The sequence below is a fragment of the Mycoplasmopsis californica genome (assembly GCF_000695835.1).
In the GTDB taxonomy this organism is placed as follows: domain Bacteria; phylum Bacillota_I; class Bacilli_A; order Mycoplasmatales; family Metamycoplasmataceae; genus Mycoplasmopsis; species Mycoplasmopsis californica.
Map to the genome: position 1 here is coordinate 429104 of NZ_CP007521.1, position 22823 is coordinate 451926.

At 31.5% G+C, this 22823-nt stretch carries 16 protein-coding genes and 1 riboswitch; all 16 genes read right to left on the minus strand.

Features of this window, described 5'->3' with window-relative positions:
* Nucleotides 1-2: 2 nt before the first annotated feature.
* The 16 genes from MCFN_RS01760 to MCFN_RS01835 all read right to left on the minus strand — a co-directional run bounded on the left by MCFN_RS01760 (nucleotide 3) and on the right by MCFN_RS01835 (nucleotide 22802).
* Nucleotides 3-2810: an OppA family ABC transporter substrate-binding lipoprotein gene (locus tag MCFN_RS01760; RefSeq protein WP_038561682.1), complete on the minus strand. Its 2808-nt coding sequence runs from the start codon at nucleotides 2808-2810 to the stop codon at nucleotides 3-5.
* 141 nt (nucleotides 2811-2951) lie between these two features.
* Nucleotides 2952-3116: riboswitch (Lysine riboswitch) on the minus strand.
* A 650-nt stretch (nucleotides 3117-3766) separates the two neighbouring features.
* Nucleotides 3767-4777: an IS30 family transposase gene (locus tag MCFN_RS01765; protein WP_038561685.1), complete on the minus strand. Its 1011-nt coding sequence runs from the start codon at nucleotides 4775-4777 to the stop codon at nucleotides 3767-3769.
* Between the two features lie 170 nt (nucleotides 4778-4947).
* Nucleotides 4948-5970, minus strand: a complete 1023-nt coding sequence (locus MCFN_RS01770; RefSeq protein WP_038561688.1) for a leucine-rich repeat domain-containing protein — start codon at nucleotides 5968-5970, stop codon at nucleotides 4948-4950.
* A gap of 9 nt (nucleotides 5971-5979) precedes the next feature.
* Nucleotides 5980-6924 carry an ABC transporter permease gene (locus MCFN_RS01775; RefSeq protein ID WP_038561691.1) on the minus strand — a complete coding sequence of 315 codons (945 nt, stop codon included), beginning with the start codon at nucleotides 6922-6924 and terminating at the stop codon, nucleotides 5980-5982.
* A complete protein-coding gene (locus MCFN_RS01780; RefSeq protein WP_038561695.1) occupies nucleotides 6908-8818 on the minus strand; it encodes an ABC transporter permease in 1911 nt (636 codons plus the stop codon). The genes MCFN_RS01775 and MCFN_RS01780 overlap by 17 nt, the downstream gene beginning before the upstream one ends.
* On the minus strand, nucleotides 8766-10682 hold the full coding sequence (locus tag MCFN_RS01785) for an ABC transporter ATP-binding protein (protein WP_081817281.1): 1917 nt from the start codon (nucleotides 10680-10682) through the stop codon (nucleotides 8766-8768). The genes MCFN_RS01780 and MCFN_RS01785 overlap by 53 nt, the downstream gene beginning before the upstream one ends.
* A 7-nt stretch (nucleotides 10683-10689) precedes the next feature.
* Complete coding sequence (locus MCFN_RS01790; protein ID WP_038561698.1) at nucleotides 10690-12030, minus strand: BMP family ABC transporter substrate-binding protein; 1341 nt, start codon at nucleotides 12028-12030, stop codon at nucleotides 10690-10692.
* Between the two features lie 210 nt (nucleotides 12031-12240).
* On the minus strand, nucleotides 12241-13119 hold the full coding sequence (locus MCFN_RS01795) for a DegV family protein (RefSeq protein WP_038561701.1): 879 nt from the start codon (nucleotides 13117-13119) through the stop codon (nucleotides 12241-12243).
* Nucleotides 13120-13186: 67 nt separating this feature from the next.
* Nucleotides 13187-14875 carry an MHO_4530 family protein gene (locus tag MCFN_RS01800; protein WP_038561704.1) on the minus strand — a complete coding sequence of 563 codons (1689 nt, stop codon included), beginning with the start codon at nucleotides 14873-14875 and terminating at the stop codon, nucleotides 13187-13189.
* Nucleotides 14875-17073, minus strand: a complete 2199-nt coding sequence (locus MCFN_RS01805; RefSeq protein WP_038561707.1) for an ATP-dependent helicase — start codon at nucleotides 17071-17073, stop codon at nucleotides 14875-14877. Before MCFN_RS01805 ends, MCFN_RS01800 begins: the two co-directional genes overlap by 1 nt.
* Nucleotides 17063-17740 (minus strand): hypothetical protein, encoded by a 678-nt coding sequence (locus MCFN_RS01810; protein WP_038561710.1) that lies wholly within the window; start codon nucleotides 17738-17740, stop codon nucleotides 17063-17065. Before MCFN_RS01810 ends, MCFN_RS01805 begins: the two co-directional genes overlap by 11 nt.
* Nucleotides 17740-18753 (minus strand): glycosyltransferase, encoded by a 1014-nt coding sequence (locus MCFN_RS01815; protein WP_038561713.1) that lies wholly within the window; start codon nucleotides 18751-18753, stop codon nucleotides 17740-17742. The genes MCFN_RS01810 and MCFN_RS01815 overlap by 1 nt, the downstream gene beginning before the upstream one ends.
* 8 nt (nucleotides 18754-18761) lie before the next feature.
* Complete coding sequence (asnS, locus tag MCFN_RS01820) at nucleotides 18762-20123, minus strand: asparagine--tRNA ligase (protein WP_038561716.1); 1362 nt, start codon at nucleotides 20121-20123, stop codon at nucleotides 18762-18764.
* Between the two features lie 316 nt (nucleotides 20124-20439).
* Nucleotides 20440-21885 carry a magnesium transporter gene (gene mgtE, locus MCFN_RS01825; RefSeq protein ID WP_038561719.1) on the minus strand — a complete coding sequence of 482 codons (1446 nt, stop codon included), beginning with the start codon at nucleotides 21883-21885 and terminating at the stop codon, nucleotides 20440-20442.
* 1 nt (nucleotide 21886) lies between these two features.
* Entirely contained in the window at nucleotides 21887-22492 is a 606-nt protein-coding gene (locus MCFN_RS01830) for a diadenylate cyclase (protein ID WP_051604562.1), read from the minus strand.
* Between the two features lie 10 nt (nucleotides 22493-22502).
* On the minus strand, nucleotides 22503-22802 hold the full coding sequence (locus MCFN_RS01835; RefSeq protein ID WP_038561722.1) for a hypothetical protein: 300 nt from the start codon (nucleotides 22800-22802) through the stop codon (nucleotides 22503-22505).
* Nucleotides 22803-22823: the final 21 nt, after the last annotated feature.

Here is a 22823-nt window from a genome sequence, read left to right on the forward strand (position 1 = left end):
AGTTAGCTTTGAACTGGTTGATATTCTACTTTTGTCTCAACGTCAGTTGTTCACAGTTTATCAGCACTTGTGTATGGGAATGCATAGTTATCATTTGTTAAGTTTTTTGAGAATCCTTTGACCGAAATAGTTTTACGTTCATCAACGACTGTACCGAAGTATAGGTTCATTTCATTTACTAAATCAATAACTTGTTGGTTTGTTAGCGTTGGAACATATTCGTTAAAGAAACGTGATGATAGAGCACTTAAGTCTGTATAGGTTGGTTTTTGTTCTTCTGGTTTTAATGCAACTATTTTGTCGCCTTCAATTTTATAGGTGTTAAGGTGTTCGTGAAGTTTATGTAAATCGCCTAATGACAATTTGCCAAGATCATGCAGATTAGAGATTGATAATTCAATTGAGCCTTTAGTTTTTTGGTCCTCAATTCATTTGTTAAAGTCTTCACTTGCTTTGTAGTATGCAGGGAACGCTTCTTTGAATCTAGCTTGTTTTGCTTTATCTTCTTCTGATGAAAGTGGGTGCGAAACAATTAGGAAAGGTAATGTTGCTTTATAAGTACTTAACATACCGTCAATACCTGAACCAACTGAGTTTGTATCATATAATCAACCTCCGGCAGTGAATGGCGATCTACCATTATCATGTTGGTCAAGTCATTGAGCAGCCTGCGCACGTTCGTATTTAACAGCACTCATTTCAAGACGTGGATCTAATTCTTTATATAAACCTGGCAATAATTTAAAAATAATTTCCATCTTAGTAGGTGATCAGTTAATGTAACGGAATGTTTGTTGTCACTTAACTTTTTCATCCTCTTTAATACCAGCTTCATCTAATAATTTTTTCATTTCAGCTTTCAATGCTTCAAAGTGAGGTGATTTTAGCTTATCAACGTCTGATTGTGCTCCGAAGTTAGAAGCGTAGTCTGCTTGAGTCTTAGGAGTTCCTTTTTTGAAATCGGTGGTTAGATAAGTTGTAGTATTTAATTTTTCATAAGCGTCACGAGGTGTTTTAATTTCTGCACTTGATTGGTCTCTTCCACCAATATTTGAATCAGGTGCAAGAACCATAACATTCATTTTAGCTTGACCTTCAGTTGTTAATGAAGCAACAAAATCGAAGTTGATTGCAGCAGTTAAAAGCGATCTAAAAACAACGCCTTTTCCAGTTAATAAATTAATTAATTCTGACTGACCTTTTAGTTTGTCGGTTATCATTTCTTCAACTGTTTTGCCATAAGCTAATTTAGAAAAGTTATCATTATAGAAAATGGTTTCTTTAACAGATTTTACTACGCTAGCATCATTAGGTTTTTCAACTCCAATAATCACTGGTAATAAATTTCATCCTTGAGAAGCATTTAAACTATTTTTATTCAGTGATTGTGTGTATGAAACTCCATATTTTTCAGGGTTTTTGATTACATCTGTCTGTTTGTCGGTAGGGATATTCGATCAAGCTAAACGTGTTACTCTTCCTTTTGTATACTCATCAAATAATACAGTTTTAAATTGAACTGGATCACCACCTGATCCTTGGTATTTTAAAACGCTTTGTTTAATTGAATGGGGCGATTTAACAAATTGAGCATCATGATAATGAGGGTTAATTTTTCATCTTTCTTCTTGCGATCCTGAAATGTAGCCTTCATATAAGTATGGTCCGGCATATAATCCATCAGTTCAGTTAAATCCATATCAGTAAATACCAGCACGCGATAGAATGTTATCTTTAGGAATAGCTTTAATATCATCCATTTTAAATGCTTTTGCTTCGTCGCTGTTTTTATATGGTTTCAGAGTAGGAATTTTATCCTCAGCCGTTACTTTTTGAATATATTGACTAGGAGCAGCTATAAATTCTTGTGATGATGTTATATGTTTCAGCAATTGCTCAAAGTGTGCTGAATCAGTTTTTTCACTTTTATGGAACGTAACCATACCATCTTTCAAGAATTCTTTTTCTTGTTCAATCTTAGAGGCATCAATGTTAAATAAGTCGAATAAGTATCTGTTAGGATATCTAGTTTTTTCGGTATAGTACGATGAACCTTCTGAAGTAATTGAAGTCATTTTTTTGTCAAGAGCTTTGGTATCAACGTTAGTACCATTAGCCGCAGCCGCTCTTTCTTTTGCTCCAAGTAAGTGAGTTCTCATATACGAAATTCAAAAATCGGTTGGCACTACTTCGTATTCTGTTTTATGTCCTTTTGAATCTACTCATTTTACACCTTTTTTAACTTCGAATTGCAAAGCAACTGCATCTTTTAAGGCATCTTGGAATGCTGTAGAGTTAATGCTTTTTGGGTCAGTTGAAACACCTTTATATACAGCTAGTTTATATAACCCATTTACAGGTTTTTCAACTAAGGTAGCATCATCTTTATCGAATTCTCTTTTGCTTCCATCTTTCATTGTTAGAATAACTTTTGAAGCTAATTCCAATTTATATCTTCAAACAGAAGGTTTTTTAATTTCATATACTTCTTTAATCGCTCCACCTTCATTGACGTCTTTTTTCTCAATTACAGGCTCACCAGAGAAACTTTTACGAATTAATAACGCAGCTGTATCCTCTTTATTTTTATCAAGTCAGCCACCATAACTATTTGATGTATCCATTAGAAACTCTGTTTCTTTATATTCAGAGTTTATCCCACTTCTAACAACTCCTAATTTTGCATAAGAAGGGTCTGAAACTCGTTTTTTAGGGGCGCTTTCCGTTTGTCCACACGAAGCAGCCAGTAAAGGAAGACTTGTAAATGAACTAACAGCGCTTAAAGTTAGTAATAATTTTTGTTTTTTCATTTTTGTCCTTTCATAGTTACCATAATGTAAAATATTTATTTAAGTTATGTTTTTTTGCCTTTCAAAGTTCATTAAAATAAAATTTTGCAAGACTTTTTAGGCTTAGTCTTACAAAATTAATAGTTATTCTTATTAATATGTAATGACTATAGCACCAATGTTTACCAAAGAGCAACAAACTGTTATGAATTGTTGCCATTAGTTTTCTATGCCTAGAAAACTAATTCGGCTATCTTATCCTTTCAATAGAATCTTTGCACGCCTGCTCCGCTATTTACTTATATAGAAAGCTCCTCTATAGTTTTAATAAAAAGCAGGTCTTATTTTTTACCTGCTTTCTTATTTTTAAATAATTTTATCTATTCATAATCACAGGTATTAACTTAAAATGAAATCGCAAAGCATGCCATTTCTTTAATATTGTTAATACGATTAAATGAATAAACTTTTAACATAACAACAAAATTATAAAGAAAAAAATAAATATCCAAAATATTTTTTTATGATGTTTTACAAGTTAAATTAATATTTTTAAGCTAACCTAATTTTTGGAATGAAAAGGATAACTTGTTTGGTTTTATTCAATTTTTAATACCCTTTAATTTAACGCTTAATAAATTACCATTACTAATTAAGGAGATTAAAAAAATAAATCCATGATTACTTCATGAATTTATCCTAAATAGTAAGTTCAAGTGCAACACATGCGCTTGGCTTTTTTATTTTAACATTTTAATGATTTTTTTCTCATTTTTTGCAAATAGTAGTTACTATAAAAGCCCCTTATGTAAGGGGTTGGGGGTTAGGAAGAAAGAAAAGCCCCTTTTCAATGGGTTTGGGGTTGCAAAAAGATAATACAACTTATGATGAAAAGCCCCTTATGTAAGGGGTTTGGGGTTAGAAAATAAAGAGGCAGATTGTGTAAGCGGATAGAGCTTATGCAAGATAATAAGCGACTATCATACTAGGCCGTAAAAGTTGGCCTCGATAAATAAATCATTGGCAGATTTTCAACCTAAAATTTCTCTTGGCATATCATTTATTCTTTTGGTAATTTGGTCTAATATTTCTTGCGAAATTTGATTAAAATCAAATCCTTTTTTGTATTCGCGTCTTATAAGTCCATTTCAGTGTTCGTTTGATCCTCTTTGAAAAGAGGCGTATGGCTCAGCTCTATATATTTTTATATCAAGTCATTTTGCCAAAATACCTATTTTTTCGAATTCTATGCCATTATCAATAGTTATAGTTTTTACTATTAATTGTCTTTCTAAAACGAGTTTTCTTAATGCTGCATTCACCTTCATTGGGTTTTTACTTGGTATCAAACTCGCAAAACCGACTCTGGTTTTTCTCTCTGTTAAAGTAAGAATGTTGTTATATCCAGTAGCTCTTTTCCCAACTATCATATCAGCTTCTCAATGACCATATTCTTCACGATTATCTATCGATTTAGGTCTTGTTCATATCGGGAATACATAATCAGCTGATGTTACAAGGCGACTAATTACGCTTGCATGTCTTTTTCCACCCTTTTTATATGAGGAACGCAATAAATTTGATCTTTTGATTATTCATTTATTTGTTTTGATTCAATTGAATACTGTTTTTAAGCAAGGGATTTTAATTTTAAAATTCTCTTTTATATATTTATGGGTAAGTTTTACCCCATAATATTTTTTGTCAAATTTTTTTAGAAATAATTCACTAAATTCACTATATTTACTATTCAAAAATTTAAAATAATATTTATGATAATGACGTCTTTGGGCTTTGATATCAGCATAAAATGGGGAATATTTCCCAAATTTATCTAAATTTCTTTTTATTTCTCTACTTACTGTAGATGGGTTTTTATGTAATATATTTGCAATTTTTCTTATTGATAAATTTATTTCTAAATAACTTTTAATTGCTTCTCTATCACTTTTTGTTATATGGGTATATTTTTTAATGCTATAATTCATATGAAGTTCCTGGCCAATTTGGAGCTTTTTTCTTTTTTTATTTTAAAGAATAATCGAAACAAAAAAGTTCAAGCCCCACAATTTAATTTTACATTAATTTGTGTTGCACTTGAACTTACAATCAAGCATAAATCCATGATTACTTCATGAATTTATTTAAATTATCTAAATTAAGATTTTTTAAAAAGCACTATTTCACTAATACCTAATTTTTTAAATTGTTCAAAATCTTCATCATCTATTGATTTAACACCAGGAGCTATTATTTTATTAATTTTGCCTTTGTGTTGTTTAAAAGCAAAAGTGTTGATAGACTTAATGTTTTCAGGGAGAGTTAAAGTAACAATTTTATCCTTCGATGTTATTAAGTTTTTAGCTTTATCTAAATCAATTAAGAATAATGTGTCTTGAAACACTAATAAACCTTCATTATTAAACAGTTCTTTTGGTGCTTGCGAGGACTTGGAACCAAATGCCTCTGAGTGGATTTTGGCATTACTACTGATATTGATTTTTTTCAATTTGAGTGCGGCAAAGGCTCCTTTATCAACCTTAACAACATTAGGTAGATTAATTTCTTCAATTTCTGATTTTTCAAACGCTGATTCGCCAATAGTTGTAATATTTTCATTTTTGAATGATTTGATTGCCGATTCAGAAAAAATTCCTTTTGGCAACTGTGTAATTGAAGAGGCAAATTTAGGAGTGTCAATTAATGATTTTGTTTTTCTGAACGCATTATCAGCAATTTTAGTTAATGTGCCTAATTGCAGATTTTTTAGTTTGGGAGTATTTTCAAAAGCTCCTTGCTCTACTTCGACAACGTTTGGCATAATTACTTCTTCTAAGTTTAAAAGCCCTTTAAATGTTTCTTTTTCAACTTTTTGAACAGAAGGGAAATTCACGCTTTTGAGTCCTGACGTGGCCCCTTTAGTGGCGTAATTGAATAATTCTGCTGGAATTTCAAAAATATTTTTAGCACTAATTTTTTGCAATTTATGTTTTAAAAAGAGAGCTGATGGAATAATTTTGGTTACATGATCTGGAATATTTAATTCTGTTTTAGAATGAGATCTAAATTGCACATATGTATCATTTTCAATTGTTTGATCTAAACTACACGCACTAAGAGCGAGTGGAGCAGATATCGACATTAGAGTACCTAGGATAAATAATTTACGAAACTTTTTCATATTTATTCCTTATCTTGTTGATTTGTCATAAGCTATTCCAGCTGCTGCGGGAGCACGAGAGCTTTTGGCTGTAATCATAATAACAATTAACGATAGAATGTATGGTGTTGTTTGTAGAAGCGCTGAATATGGAACAAGTGAATTGATGAAAGCGCCAGCAGTAAATGAAAGACCATATAAGAATGAGAAGGCAAATGACACTCCACAAACAATAAAGATATTTCATTGACCCATAATCATAATAGCTAGTGCTAAATAACCATAACCTAAAACATCACCATTAAATGAAGAAGGGAAAGTTTGGGCGAAGATTGCACCAGAAACTCCGGCAATAGCACCAGAAATAGCAATTCCTTCTCATTTATATTTATTAACATTAATTCCAGCCACGTCAGCAGCTTGCGGATTTTCACCAATACTTCTAAATCTTAGACCTCATTTGGTTTTATACAACCCGAATGCACCAATAGCAACAATAACTAATGTAATAATTGTTTTTCACGAAATAATTTCTACTTTTAGCGAAGTTGTTACTGGTATTGCGTATTTTAATTCAATAACCCCCATAATCGGTTTACGGTTACCGTTACCAAAGAATTCAAGTAGAATTATAGCAACTCCGAATGCTAAAAGGTTAATCGCAAAACCAGAAATTGTGTGATCACTTTTTAGTTTAATTGTTGCAAAACCGTGCAGTAATGAGAACAACATTGCACACGCACTTGCAAATATTGTTGCTGGGATTTGTCATCACCCACTCGACTCATTACTTCCTGATGTTTTAGCTAAAACTTGAGTAAAGACCAAATATGAAGCCGCGCCGACAACCATCATACCGTTAATACCAATATTAACAATTCCGACTTTTTCTGAAAAAAGACCACTAATCGCACCTAAACCGAAGATGCAAAAGAAAACTAACAAATATGAATAAACATTAATTGTTAATGCCATTTTGACCTCCTTGTTTATGCTTGCGATCTTTATACAATTTTGATCTTTGTTCGCTTATCGAAGCGTAAATATTTTGGTATTCAGTGTTAATATCTTTAATTTGTGCTGTTTTTTGTTGTTTAATTCTGAACTTGGCATTAATACCTAATCTGTTTAATTCAGCATTTATTCGCATTTTTTCAGCGTTTATAGATTCAAAATGCTTAATTGTTTGGTCATCAGTATTTTTGTAGTTCATTGCCTGCGATAAATATTTATCTGTTGATTTTGCTAATTCTTTTTTCAAGTGTTTAATTTGGTCTATAAATGAATCAGTTGAGTTATTTAACTCAATATTAGTTTTAATTTCACTTGGAATTGAATCTTGAGAATTTTTGTTGTCATTTAAGTCATATTCAAGATTTAAAGCTTGATATAATTCAACATTTTTGTTTTTTTCAACTATTTTTTGTAAAGTGTATTCTTCAGCTTTTTGACAATTGATCCTTGCTTGTGTGATAGCGTTGTCAATCTTGGTTATTTTATTTGCAAAAGATTCATTAATTTTTTCTAATCTTTTTAATGAAATTGAGTAATTGGCTTGATTACTTTTTTGCTCAATTAAGTGAATTTTTTGCTCATAACTAGCAACAATTCGCACCTTGCGTTTTAACAAGGATTCCAATTTTTTATATTTTAAATAGCGAGGATCGCTTAGTAATAAAATTGTACGAGTGCTAAATTGAATTGGTTTAAACTGTGAGAACATAATTGATGTAGCTGCAAGATATAAAATTATAGATGTAATAACTTGAAGGTCTTCTGGACGAATGTATAAAGGATATAATTGTAGTTTTGCCTCAGAAGTATATATAGCTGTATAGAACAGGGTTGAGAATAATGAGCCAATCGGCGAGTTTAAGGCTAAAAGACTAATAGCAATAGCTTCAAAACCTAAATTAATTGGCTGCGAAATCCCTGAAAATACTTGTTCGCTGATTACATAGTAATAGAATCCTGCAATCGCTGAAATTGCTGCTGAAACTCCTAAAACCATCATAGTTAACATTTTGTCATTGACACCCATGTATTTACCATTCGATTTAGAAATTCCTTGCATTCTGATTTTATAACCTAATGTTGTGAAGTTAAATATGAAGGCGACTACAGCCGCAAGAGTTAATAATCCAACCACACCACAAATAACAAATATTTCTTTGACGTGTGCAGAAATGGTTACAAAACCAGGTTTAACCCCGCTTAAATCATCTGAGAAGTAGTATTTAGCTTGAGCATCGCTAAAGTTTTTTCACACAACAGATGCTGAATTTTGTCTAAATAACATCATTGAAATCCCAATTATTATTCAGTTAAGCATAATTGTTGAAATAACCTCATGTACATTTAAGTAAGCTTTTAGCGCGCCTGCTATAATCCCGACTCCAAAAGCAATTAAAACCGAGCATATCAAGCACATAATTAACAATCATGCCGGAATCGCTTGATATTGAGTTGCGCCATATTGAATAAAAATTGCAAAACTAATTCCACCAGAAATCATCATCTGACCAGGAATTCCGATGTTGAATAGTCCAGCTTTAAAACTTAGTGCACAAGCTACCGAGCTAAATCCAAAAACAAGGAAATATTTTAAAATAGTTTCTTTATTAGCTTGATTAAATGAGCTAAAAATTGTAGTTACAACAGTGAAAGGATTGACAAATATTTGTTCTTGTAACCCTTTTTTAATAATGATATAAAGTAAGGATAGAACTACCCCAAAAAATAATGATCATAGAGAAGAAGCTATTTTACGACCTGTGGATTTAGTTTTATCCATACGGATAAAGTTTGATGCTCAATTACTCGCTTTGCGTAAAGAATCAATCATATTTGGTTTTTGTTTGCTTTCCATAATCTACCTCCTCTCTTTTTGAATTTACGTTTTTGATTGCATAATTATCATAAATTTGCTCAAATGAATTTTTAGCATACTGCATTTCGCTTTTATATTCTTTAGCTAATTTAACTTTTTCATTTTTAATTTGAGCTAAGGTCTCATTTAATTCATTAATTACTGATTTATCAGCATCTTTTGACTTTTTGACAATCATTAAACTAGATTTAATCGAAGCTTCTTTAAGAAGAGCTTGCTCATTTAGTTTTGCATATTTTTTATGCAGACTGCTAATATATGAGTCTTTGGAGTCTTCGAAATCGTTAGGATTAAATCAATTATCACTCTCTCCTGATGAAGCTGACATAAATTTACCAATTTGTTCACGCGTTATACCTTTTGAATCATTAATTGATAAAATTTTACCCTCATTAATCACGGCGATTGTATCAGCCAATGCTAAAACCTCGTCTAATTCATATGAGATAAGCAAAATAGCTTTACCTTTCGCTTTTTCTTCCAAGATTTGAGTATGAATGTTAGTAATAGCACCAATATCCATACCCCGTGTAGGTTGTACAATTATAATAAAATCGTGTTCAGTTTTCATTTCGCGACCAACAATGAATTTTTGTTGGTTTCCACCAGATAGTGAGCGAGCAATACTTTTAGCTCCTTGTGAGCTTCTAACATCATATTGATCAATAATTTCCTGAGTGAATTTAGCAATATTTTTATTTCTTAAAACGCCAGACGATTGAAATTGCTTATCTCACAATCTACGAATCGCTGCATTTTCATGAATTGTAAAATCTAAAATCATTCCGTGATGATGACGGTCAGCTGGAATATAAGACATGTGCAATTTACTGCGATTTTGCGCACCTAAACGTGTAATATCGGTCAATTCATAGCTATTTGTCGTTGAATTAAAAGTACGTAAATGAATCGAACCTTTTTGTGGTTTTTCCATTCCGCCGACAACATATTCAAGTTCTTCTTGCCCGTTTCCAGCAACGCCAGCAATTGCGAAAATTTCACCAGCGTGAATATTAAAGTTAATATTTTTTAAATTTTTCTTAAGTTTTGTTGTAGTTAAATTTTTAATTGAGAAAACAACATTTTCTTTTTTACACTCAATGTTGTTTTTAATTTCAACAACATCATTACCAACCATTGCTTTGATAATCTCATCAAGGGAAGTTTGTGCCATAACGAAATTACCCGCAACCTTACCTAAACGTAATACGGTAGCGGTATCAGCAACTTGTTGGATTTCTTTTAGTTTGTGGGAAATAAATATTATTGTCTTGCCTGCTTTTTTAAATATTTCAAACGATTTTAATAAACCTTGAATTTCTTCATCAGTTAAAACGGCTGTTGGTTCATCAAAAACCAATATATCATTGCCACGATACAACATTTTCATTATCTCAACTTTTTGTTGTGTCGAAACAGTTGCATCGCCTGATTTTTGAAATAGATCAAACTGTAAGTTGTATTTATTTTGTAATGATTTTATTTTTTTAATCGCAATATCACGATTAATTACACCAGCCGCATTTGCTCATTCTTCACCTAAAATAATATTTTCAAGGTTTGTATAAACATCAACTAATTTAAAGTGTTGGTGGACCATTCCAATACCTAAGGCATTGGCATCATTTGGTCCAGAAAAAAGCACTTTGTTGCCATTTATTAGGATTTCTCCACTAGTTTGCTCATATAGACCAAACAAAATTGACATCAAAGTACTTTTACCAGCCCCGTTTTCGCCAATTAAAGCATGAATAGTTCCTTTTTCAACTTGAAAAGAAACTTTATCATTTGCTATAATTCCAGGGAATTTTTTAGTTATGTTTCTAAATTCTACTGCGTACATTGAGTAGTTATTTTTTCATTAATTCGGCAGCAAGAGCGTTAAGACGTTCACCTTCTGTGCTGATTTCATCACCTTCCATTGTTGCTTTATTAGAAGCTAATCATTCTTTTTCTTCAGCACTTAATTTATTAAACATTTCTTTACCAGCTTTAATCGCTTGTTCCGCTAATGGTTTTTTAGTTGGGTCGGTAATATGAGTAGGAGAGATATCAACTCAGTTTTCAGCGTAACCACCTGATAAATTACCATCGGTTTTATTTAAGTCAAAATTACCTAATTTTGATTTAATTTTTGAATAATCATCAGAAGTTGCTAGAGTTGCTACTGTATCGTATGTTGATTGACCGATACTTTTTAAAATTGATGTAAAGAATTGTTCTTTTCCTTTTGAAGCTGAAAGAGCTTGATCGGTGTCAACACCAACGATGTATTTGTTTTTCGAGCCTTCTTCTGAAAGAACCACGTTTGTTGCTGGACCGGCCACCGGAAGAATTAATTTAGCATTTTGTGCTATAACATTTTTAATTACAGAGGTCATTGCAGCACCAACGGCAAATCCTGATGTTAAGTCAACTTTATCAGCTACTGTGTGAACTTTTTTATTTGCGTCAGTTTGTTTTGAGTTTCAATATAGAATTCCTTTGTAAAATCCTTCGATAAAGTCAGTTACACCTGGGAACGCACCACCACCAAATGATGAAACTGTTCTGTCTTCAGGTTTTGCTTCGTTAGAAAGAAACATTGCAGCTGCATAACCTGCTGAGAACGCAGCTTCTTTTGTCTTGAATTTTTGGTAAATACCGTGACCACCTAACTTAGAATCATAGTCGGCACCAATAATAATGATTCCTTGTTTTTCAACTTTTGCTTTATTTGCATTTAATCATTTTTCGATGTGGTTACCGTGTAGAAAACCTGGGGCGATTCAAATTTTGTATCCGCCTTGTAGCGCTTGGTTGTAAGCTTGTTCAAATTGGTCGTTTTTAACTTCAATAACGTCGTATTTGTCTTTTGGAAGTTTTGCTTGATAATCGGCAAAAGTCAATAAACCTTCTCATGCTGATTGGTTAAACGATTTATCATTTAAATCTCCACCGTCATTAATCATAATGATTTTCGGTACTGAACTTATTTTTTCAGGTGTTACCACAAAATCTTTATTAAGTTGAATATTTACAACTGACGTTGTTGGTTTTTTAACGTGTGTATATGTTACTGTACTTGGTTGTTGTGTTTGTGTATGTACTTCGCCTTGCTTATCATTGCTTGAACCACAAGCAGCTGCTACCATAGGAATGGCTCCAAGTGCTGAGATAGCACTAAGACTTAGTAATAATTTTCGTTTCAAAATAGCTCCTTTTAATTGGTCTCCCAATATTTTATATCTACTTAAATTATAATATATATTAAGTTGAAAATGTGAATTTCGTTATATAATAATCAATTTAAAGCTATTATATAGTTCTGTATATTAGCCACTATATTTATTTTGCGTTTAAGCAGTGTGGAAGAGTAGCTTTTGTCTTTTTTTAAAAAATATCTTAGCGTGACTAAGATATTATTCAAGGTCTCAGTTTGAAAGTTTAGGAATTACTGAATAACAATGGGCTTGCGGGCCAGTGTGGATAGCTACTGGAGAGCAATTCAATTTAAAGTCCATAAATTCAATTCCATTCTCTTTGAAAATCTCAATAGCTAATTTATTAAAATCTTCATCAATTCCGTTAATTGTATAAATTTGGAATTCGCTAGGTATTTTATCAACACTCAAGCCTGTGAAATCACATAATTTAGTGATAATTTGCTTCATCGCACCTTTGGGACCTCTTCCAATTCCTGCAGTTGAGGCCCCATTAATATCGAAGCGAATGATTGGTGCAATTTTAATTTTTGATAAAGCACCCAGTACAAATTTTTTGAATGAACTCACACGCCCACCATTAATTGCATATTTGATATCTGGCGTAATAATAAATGAAATAGATTTAGAAATAATAGTAGGTATTTGCGAGATTGTGCGATGAATGTCTTCGTGTTTTTGATAGTGTTTTTGCGCTCATAAAGCAACGTCAATTAATTGTTGACCAACAAAAGCGGTATCAACAACGTGAACATTATTAAATTCTTTGGCAATGTTTGTAGCCGTGCTAAAAGCTGAAGATAACTTTGCACAAATTGGAAAGAATATAACTTCATCATTTTCAACGCTAGCTTTTCTAAAAACTTCTTCGATATCACCCGGAAAAGGTAATGACGTTCTAATTTTATTTGTTTTACCAATCGCTTCTAGTAGTTCACGACGATCTAAATCAATGCCGTCTTGAAAAGTTTTGCCATCAATTTCAGCTAAAAGCGGTATATAATAAAACCCTTGCTCTTGCGCTTCTTTTTTAGTTAAGCAAACAAAAGAGTCAAATATAATTCCTAATTTTTTCATATCGCCTCATTTCTAAATGTAGTTGCTTTGAAGCAACGAAGCAAAATCGAACTTGATCAGGTTTTGCTTAAAGATATTGGTTTTTATAAGTATATTTTATATTTAATTTTTTAGCATAATAACTATTTATTTTTTCTGGTACGTTTTCTCACAGAATTGTGGCATTTGAATTTTTACGTAAAAACTGACTAAAGTGCAAAATCTGTAAAAATACATCTGTGTTTGTTGTTATTTGCGATGCTAACTTAGATGAAATTATAAACTTATCAATCTTATTTGAGTGTAAAAATTGAATTAGTCGAGTAGATATATCAGTAATATAAAGCCCAATTTTGGCTTTTTGCGTTTCAATTATTTGTAATAATTTTTGAATTATATCGAAATCGTTTTCATTGTCATATGTGTGCAAAATGTAATTTGCTGAATATTTTGAAAATGTATCGACGTTTTTAAAAAGACACAAATCTGTTGTATGGATGAATAATTCTTTATCAGTTTGGATTGAATCTAAATGATATTTAACTAATGCTTCGTCTAATTCCAGATTGTATTGATGTAAGAATTTAAACTTGTTTATATCATCTTGATTTATCCCTGCCACTTTTGCTAAAGCAACACTCATATTTGTTGGTTTTTGGCTCAATTCCGAAACAACAGCATCATTTTTAATAAAACTACTTGCGTGGATCTTAGATTCAAAATCAACTAATTTAACTTTAAATAGATCTAGTTTTGCTTTATCTAGAGAGTCTATATGGTCATGTGAAGAGTGTTTTTGTCCAAAAGTTATATCATTATTGACTAATAAATATTTTGCTAATGTTTGAATATATTCAATATCCGATTGATTATTAGCTGGTTTTGTGTATGAAAAGACAATTTTTTTTACTAAATCGTTAAATGGTAATAAAGGTGTAATCTCAATAACTTTTTTATGGAGCTTCTTCATGATAGTTTTGAGAGCTAAATTATTTTTAATAAATGGATTAATTAAATAAATTATTTCATTTTCATGAATGTATTTTCATTTATTCTTATTTAAATTCAAGATTTCATAAACTTGTTTAATTTCATTGTCGCTAACGTGTTTTCCGATATTTTTAATTCGAGTTTTAATTGCAATAACTCCTAAATATTTGAATTTCCGGAATTCAATTATTTCATTAATATCGTGACATTCAATCTTGTTAGCAAATATTTTGCTGTCATGAAAATTATTGCGTCAATTAATAGTTATATAAAAGCTATCGTCACTATTTTTGCCAATGATTCTGACGTTTAAAGGTGAATTATCAACTTCGAGATTAATTAGGTGATTCAAAAATGATTGAATTGACGTATTTGTGTGCTTGCGATTTAAAGTGGCTAAAAAGCGAAAACGCTTATTAGTTACGTTGCTTTGTAAAACATTTCTAATTTCACTGGCACTATTATTATCAAAATAAGAAAGAAATTCTTCAATATGGTAGAACTTATTTTCGCTCAGAGCGTGTTTGCCATGGTCAATACTGTGATAAAAACTTAATTTAATAGGGGATACTCTGATAGCTCATTTTTCCTTAACATTAATTTTAAAAATTGACATACCGTGGTAAGCGGTTTTTTTGTGTCTTAATGCAATAAAAGAAGCGAAAATTAGACAAAAAGCCAAAAAAATGGCAAACAATATAGATGTTATAACTGCAAATGAATCAATAAATATTGCTTGTTTAATTTCGTTAGAATTAGAGTTTGGCGATGATGGATTTGAGGGCATTATTGTCCTTCCTCACGCAACAGTCTGATTGAAGGGTGATTTTTAGACAGTGTTTTCTCTTGTCCTATATTCGAACCAGCGAAACGAACTACAATTGTATCATTATTGACTTCTAGAACCGTCCCCTCCCCAAAGTGAGTGTGAGAAATAATATCTCCAGGAATCATTGAACGATTAATTTCTTTTATTTGCTTATGATCTGTTATATCATCATAATTTGTTGAAATAGCTTCTTTTTGAAGAATATATTTATTAATATCAATACCCGTTTCCTTAATAAAGCGTGATGGTTTTTTCTGAATTTGCGAACCAATTAAAACCCCGCGAGAATCAGAAATGAATAAACGTTTTTTGGCGCGAGTTATACCAACATAGGCAAGACGGCGTTCTTCTTCAAGATCTTCGTTTTTAGCGCTACTTAGGGCATGTACATTTGGAAAAATGTACTCTGACATCCCTACTAAAAAGATGTTATCAAATTCCAAACCTTTTGCTGAGTGAACTGTCATTAAAGTGACGTAGTTAGTAGAGTTATCATAATCATCGCCAGCCGAGGCCAACGAAACAAATTCAAGATATTCTTTAATACCTTTATCTTTATTATTTTCTTCCCAATTTTTGATTGATCTAATTAATTCATTCACATTATCTTTGCCTGTACCTTTGAGTGCAACATCAGTGTTTAGGTACTCAAAATAACCAATTTTGTTTAAAAATTTCTCTAAGACTAAGTGGATTGGATTTGATTGTAACGCTCTGCGATGGTAATTTACATTATTTATTAAGTCAACAATATTTTTTTTAACCTCTTTGCTGACTGGTAAATCTTTTGCGTAATTTAAAAAAGTTTGCCACAAGCTCATTTTCTTTTCGGCAGCAAATTTTTGCAATTGAGCAAGCGTTAGTTTACCTATTTTGCGTGAAGGTGTATTTATAATCCGTAATAAAGGTAAATCAAGTCCATCATAAATCAGTCGTAGGTAACTTAAGGAATCTTTAATTTCCTTACGTTGATAGAATTTTAACCCATTAAAAATACGGTGATTAATGTTTTCCTTAATTAATTCTTCCTCGAATGGCCGAGAATAATAGTTTGAACGATAAAAAATAGCAATGTTTTTTAGCTGAATTTTTTGTTTTTTAAGTTTATTTATTGTTTGTACTACTCAACGCGCTTCAGCTTCATTACTGAATGCGTGAGTGTATTCAATATCTTCGCCACTTGCATTATTAGTAACCAAATCCTTGTGAAAGCGATTTTGATTGTGTTTAATCAAGTTATTAGCAGCATCTAAAATTTTTTGAGTTGAACGGTAGTTTTCTTTTAAGATGATTGTTTTAGTGTTTGCGAAGTCTTTGTCAAAATTTAAAATTAAGTTAACATCTGCGCCACGTCAAGAATAAATTGTTTGATCTGGATCGCCAACAATGGTTAGTTGAGTTTTGCTTCCAGATAATTTTTTGACAATTTCATATTGCATGCGTGATGTATCTTGGAACTCATCAACTAAGATATAAGAGAAGCGATTTGACCAAAATGTGGCAACGCTCTGATTTTGGGTAAATAATTCGTGAGTTTTAATGATTAAATCATCGAAGTCAAGACTTTTTAGCTCGTGCAAGTGTGAGTTGTATCGGTCAAAAATTTGGCCTAAACGCTCATTTAATTCAATGTTTTCAGTATAAAGGTCGTTCAATTCCGATACTAATTCAGCTGAATTATAGTTTTTATTTTTAGCAAGCGAAATAACACGTAAAATTTCAGCTACACCCATGCTTTCGTCCTCTTCGCCCATCTCGAAATCGGGTAAAAGACGCTTAATTATAGCTTTTTGGTCAGTGGCATCAATAATTTGAAAATCGGCTGGCAGGTTCAGATGAAATGCTTCCGCGCGCAAAATTCTTGCGCATAGTGAGTGAAACGTGGAAACCTGGACACGATCTAGATGTGGTGGGGTGTATTGGTGAATACGTTGTGTCATTTCATTAGTAGCTTTGTTAGTAAAGGTTAGGGCTAAGATATCCGAAGGTGGAATGGCTAATTCATTAATTAAGTAGGCAATTTTTCGAGTTAAAACTCTTGTTTTACCCGATCCTGCTCCCGCAATAATTCGCAAAGGGCCATCAAAATAAAGCAACGCTTCTTTTTGCTCGGTGTTTAGATGTAAAAGTATTTTATCAGTTTTGTTATTCGACATTGTTCTCCTTTGCGAAAATTATTTCGATTTTAGGGGTGGGGTAGGGAAGAAGTTTTATTTTGTCATTTTTGTCACTTGTTGAGTAGTGTTTTAAATATACAACTCGATATGCGAAAATTTTTTCATAAATACCTCTTTTATCCTTGCGGGCAAGAATAAAACTGTAGTTAACTAAATTCATCACTGCCCAAAATGCACTTAAGGTGCTAATGATTCTGCTTATTATATTAACATTTATTGGAACTTGTTTTTTTGCTTCGACATAATTTTGTAAATAGGGAATTTGTCAAGGCATAATTGTGGTTGAAAGTATAAAGACAATCAGACAAACAAAACCAAAAGAGGTAGTATTTAACTGAAAAATGAATTTTATTGGATGTTTTGGTGCTTGTTGAAGTAATTGAAGCCGCATTATCAAAAGACCAATTGTGCGAAAATTACAGAAAAAAGGGATAATAACAGTGTAAACAAATAAGTCTACAACAATTAAAAATAGGATCGCATATCAAACAGTGATAGATTGATACGAAGATTTTTGTAAGGGTAAGAAGTTGTTAAGAATCTTATACTGTACAACAATAGTGCTTAAAATTAATATAAAATCAATAAAATTCGCCAAAAAACGCAACGAAAAAGATGAATTTTTGTGTAATGTTTTTTGAGTCATTATAGACTTTTGTACCAATCTTCTATTTTATCTAGGTTGGGCAGAGAGCGTAAAATTTCTGCTTCTTTGAGTTGTTTTTTAATATAGATATTAGTTAAGAAGAACTCATGGTTTTCTTCGTGAAATTTTTGCAAGTTTTGATGTAAATCGGCAAGGTGTTTGTTAGCCCGTTTTTCGTTAAACGAACCTTTAAAAGGTAAAATAAATTTCAAAAGTTTAGACGCAAGAATTTCACGGGTATTTAAACAACCCATTAAAATTATTTGCATAAAATACAACATTGCGTAAGTTACTTCGTAATTTAATTTAATATGATGTGTTTGCAAGTAATTCAAAATTATATTGAATTGGGAGCGGAAATTCGCTGGATTTAACGAAGCGGATGGGAAAATGTCAACATTGACTAATTTTTTATTTCAATATTGATATGTTTGGGCATTAGCTAAAATCAAATACAACAATTCTAATGCAAATTGAGAATCGTTAATTTCCTTAGTGCGATATTTAGAAAATTGTTCAAGCAAATTGCGTTTAATTATTTTGTTAAAAATAAAAGGGAAAGCGTAAGCAATCGCTTCTTTTTCCTCGGCGATTGTGTAAAGATGTTCCTCTTTTAAACGAGGTTTTGGTTTTCATTTTAATGCACCAGTAATATTTGGCGCAAATTCTAAAATTTCAGCGGGAGTAGCACTTAATTTATTGACTACGGTACTGACAAAATTATTTTTTATTTCCGACTGAGGTAACAAAACATAAACATATTGATTGCGTAATAAATGAATCGAACAACCAATATCATTTTGAATGCTACGACGTTTGCTATTAACAATGAAGCGTAGGCGCGATCCAAAAAATTCTAATGCGCTTTCAAGTAATAAAAATGCTTTTTTGTTTGGTTTAGTCAATACAAAAACAACTTCAAAATCTTGATTATTTTGCTCTTTAAGATGTTCGATAACGTGTTCAAGTTGGTTAAACTCACTTACACAAGGAACAATAATAGATAACTTCATTTATACCTCTACATTTTTATACTGCCAGATGTTCTTGGATATGGAATAACATCTCGAATATTATCAACGCCTGTTACATACATAACCAAGCGTTCAAAACCAACGCCAAATCCACTTGAACCAGAATCGCCAAAGCGTCTTAAATCAAGATATCACTGCAACTCGTCTTGTGAAATTCCTATCTCTAACGCTCTTGTCAGTAATTTGTCATAGTTTACTTCACGTTGACTACCTCCAATTAACTCACCAATACCTGGAACCAATAAGTCAAATGAAGCAACAGTTTCATTGTCGTTGTTTTGGTGCATATAAAATGCTTTAAACGATTTTGGAAAATTAATTACTGCAACAGGTCCTTTTGCAATTTCGGAAGCAAGATATTTCTCGTGTTCGGTTGCTAAATCTAAACCAAAGTGAATATTTTGCTCTTCGAAGCGATCTTTAACTTTCGCCAGCTCTTTAATTGCATCTCTATAATCTAAAACACTTAATTTAGTTGTAATAAATTTATTCAAAGTTTCCAGTAAATCGGGATTTACATTTTTTGTTAAGAATTCAAATTCTTTTGGATGTTTAATTATCGTGTTTTTAATAACGGTTTTTAAGAAATCATCCGCAAGATCGATAATATCATTTAAATCATAAAATGCAACCTCAGGTTCAATCATTCAAAATTCTGCTGCGTGTTTTTTTGTGTTTGAGTGCTCGGCTCGAAATGTCGGAGCGAATGTGTAAACTTTTTTAAAGCCAATCGCATAGCTTTCTGCGTGTAATTGACCCGTAACTCCTAATGTCGCTTTTTTATTAAGTCCAAAAAATGGTTCTTTTAAATTTGAATCTTTGATTTCAAATGTTTCTCCCGCCCCTTCTCCATCATTAGATGTAATTATAGGTGCGTTGAAATATAAAAATCCATTATTTTCAAAATATTTATGAACCTCTAAAGCTAATGAAGAACGAATTAGCATTACGGTTCTAATCAAGCTTGTTCTATGTCTAAGATGTGGAATTTCACGTAAAGTTTCAACATTTATCGCTTGTTTTTGAATTGGATAATCTAATTCTGTATCACGTAATAAGGTAAATTCTGATGCAATTAATTCAAGAGGTTGTTGAGCATGGGGTGTTAGTACAATTCTACCTTTCACTTTAATTGCTGCGCCTATGTGTATTTGATCTAGTAAATTAAAGTCAAAGTTTTCACCTTTGAATGTCACTTGTAAATTTTCTACTGTTGAGCCATCATTAATTGCTAGGAAGCGAATTTTCTTGTTCCCTCTGTTTGAAGCTACCCACGCACTAAACGTAAGTTCGTGGTTTTGGTAAATTTCAGAATTTAAAAATAACTCTTTAATAGATTTTTCTTGCATTATTACTCCAAATTTAGATTAATTTTATAATTAGATTAATTATACTAAATACTAAGTATTTAATTAGATGAATAATTATAAATTTGTTACCTATTCAAGATATTGGATAGTTTAGTCTAGAAATGATAATATTTGTTTAAATTATTAATTTCAATAAGAATGGTTTTTGTTTTTTAAGAGCATTTAGTTAAATGCCGGGGCTGATAAAAAATTTTAAAAAAGCTGTTTTTACTGATGCAGAATACTGAAAAATAACTTTTTTTATTTTTTATTAAAATAACGATATCAAATTAAAACACGCCTAAGCGTGTTATTTTTATATATAAGCAACTATTTGGGTTGCGATGATAAAAATTGCGAAAATTATTAAAATAGTTATCAATTCAGCAATCGATTGAAGAAAGACAAGCGAAGAATTGGAAGGATCTTTTTTTCGTTTGAAATACATTATAGGTACAAGTGCCGATAAAAATTGAAGAAGCGTCATCGCTACAATTAGGCTTAATGAAATTGAAATAATTATAGTTCAACTTTTAATGACATTTTGTGTTAAATCGCCTGTTGATAATAGGAATAATGACAATTTAACAACATTTATAAGAGCTAAAATTAAACCTATCATAAACCCAACAAAAGTTTCTTTTGTTAAAACTTTCTTAATATGTTTGTGCTCGATTAAATCCATTGTTAAAGCACGTTTCACAGTTATATTAGTTTGAGCAACAGCATTACGTATTCCTGTAGTGATGGTTGGAATAAATATTACAAAAGCTATTAATAAGGATACCGAATTAGAAATTTTTAAAAATTCAGTTCCACTTTGTTTGAACAAGAAAAAACTTGCTATTTCAATAATTGAAGAAAATAATAGAATTAAAACGGCTCATAAAATTCGACTTTTTAATAGTGTGTATCATGGAGTTTTTAAATAATCATCGGGATCACTTGATTTAGCACTAATACCAGCCATTTTGTATAAATCCTCAGTAGCCGCTTCATTAATAACATCAATTACGTCATCACTTGTTATCATCCCAATAAGCCTATTATCATTGTTAGTTACAGGCAACACTGACATATCGTGTTCGCTAAATATTTTTGCCGCCTGTTCTTGTTTTTCATTTGCACTAATTGAAGTTACCGGAGAATAAATATCATCAATTTTTGCATCAGGTTTAGCAAAAACAATCTCTTCTAGCGTTAATACCCCCAAAAGCTGTTGACTCGGACTAACAACGTAGTAATAATGTACTAGTTCGGCTTTGTTTTTTGAGTAATCACGGCGAATTTTGAATAAAGCTTGTTCGCAAGTATATGTATTTTGAATATAAGAAATATCCACGCTCATTATACTTCCGACTTCATCTTCACCATAAGATAAAATTCTATTTATCTCGTTTCTTTTATCTTGTGGTGTATAAGCAATAATTTTGCTTGTTACATTGGCCGGTAATTCTTCTAAAACGTCTGCTAACTCGTCACTTTGAAGCTCCTGAAGCAATTTCATTCCTCATTCTTCAGTAAAACTCAACGCTAATTGAGTTTGTTGTTCTGTTTCTAAATACGAAAAAACCTCAGCCGCATCGTCTGTTTTAAGCATTCTTAAAAACGTTAGTTGTTCATCATTAGACAGCTCCCCTAAAGCAGAAGCGATGTCAGCATAAGGATGCTCATCAATTAAAGCTCGTGTAGCTTTAATGTCTTTAGAAATAACTGTTTTTTTAATCAGGTTTTTAACCTGATTATCTTGACTTTCGTTCATTTTAATCCTTTAAATATTTAATTAATTGTTCTTGGAATTGTTCGATTCTTATTTTGAAAAATGTTCCATTTTTGACAAATTTAACATCTCCTGTCTCTTCACTGACAATTATTGTTAAAGCGTCACAAACTTCGCTAATCCCCATCGCTGCTCGGTGTCGCGCTCCATACTGATTGTCAATAGATTTTTTAGAGATTTTATAAAAAGTAGCAGCATAATAAATTTTATTATCTCTAATTATTACTGCTCCATCATGCAAAGGAGATTCTTTATTAAAAATTGAAACTAATAGAGATGAAGAAATATCGGCATTTAAAATAATTCCATCGGTACGCAAACTATCAATATTATCACTGTTTTCAATGGTAATCAATGCCCCGATTTTGTTTGCTGAAAAATGTTCTACCGCTTCACGCAATTGATTTATCAACCGAATTTGAGTGCTATTGCCCAACTTATCAAACCTGCGTTTAGTAAATTTAGCTTTTGCTACAGCCATAATTTTGGGTAAAACTAATAATAATAAATTGACAACAACAAAAACTAAAACTATGTATAAAACAATAGTGTTAATTTTAAGGTTATTACTTAAATTTTTATCACTCATTTTGTCTCCATTAACCAAAAACCCGACTAAATAGTATCGCTAGCAATGTAGCTGTAATGATTAATAGTGCTGAAAAAATTATTGATAATACTTTAATCACTAAACTTCGCTTGTATTCTTTTTCTGAAATTAATTTTTGTTTCAATAGACAGTCAATATTTTGGCAATCTTTTTCTGCCATTTTATCATTTTTAATTAATGCGGGGTTTTGTAAAATTTCTTGGTTTTCTGCGTGGAGTTGAATAAGTAATTCTCTCCTTTTTTGAATTCTATCTGCCGCTATAAGAGGGTCTCTTTCAATTGTTGCCATTTCAACATCTCCTTTATATTT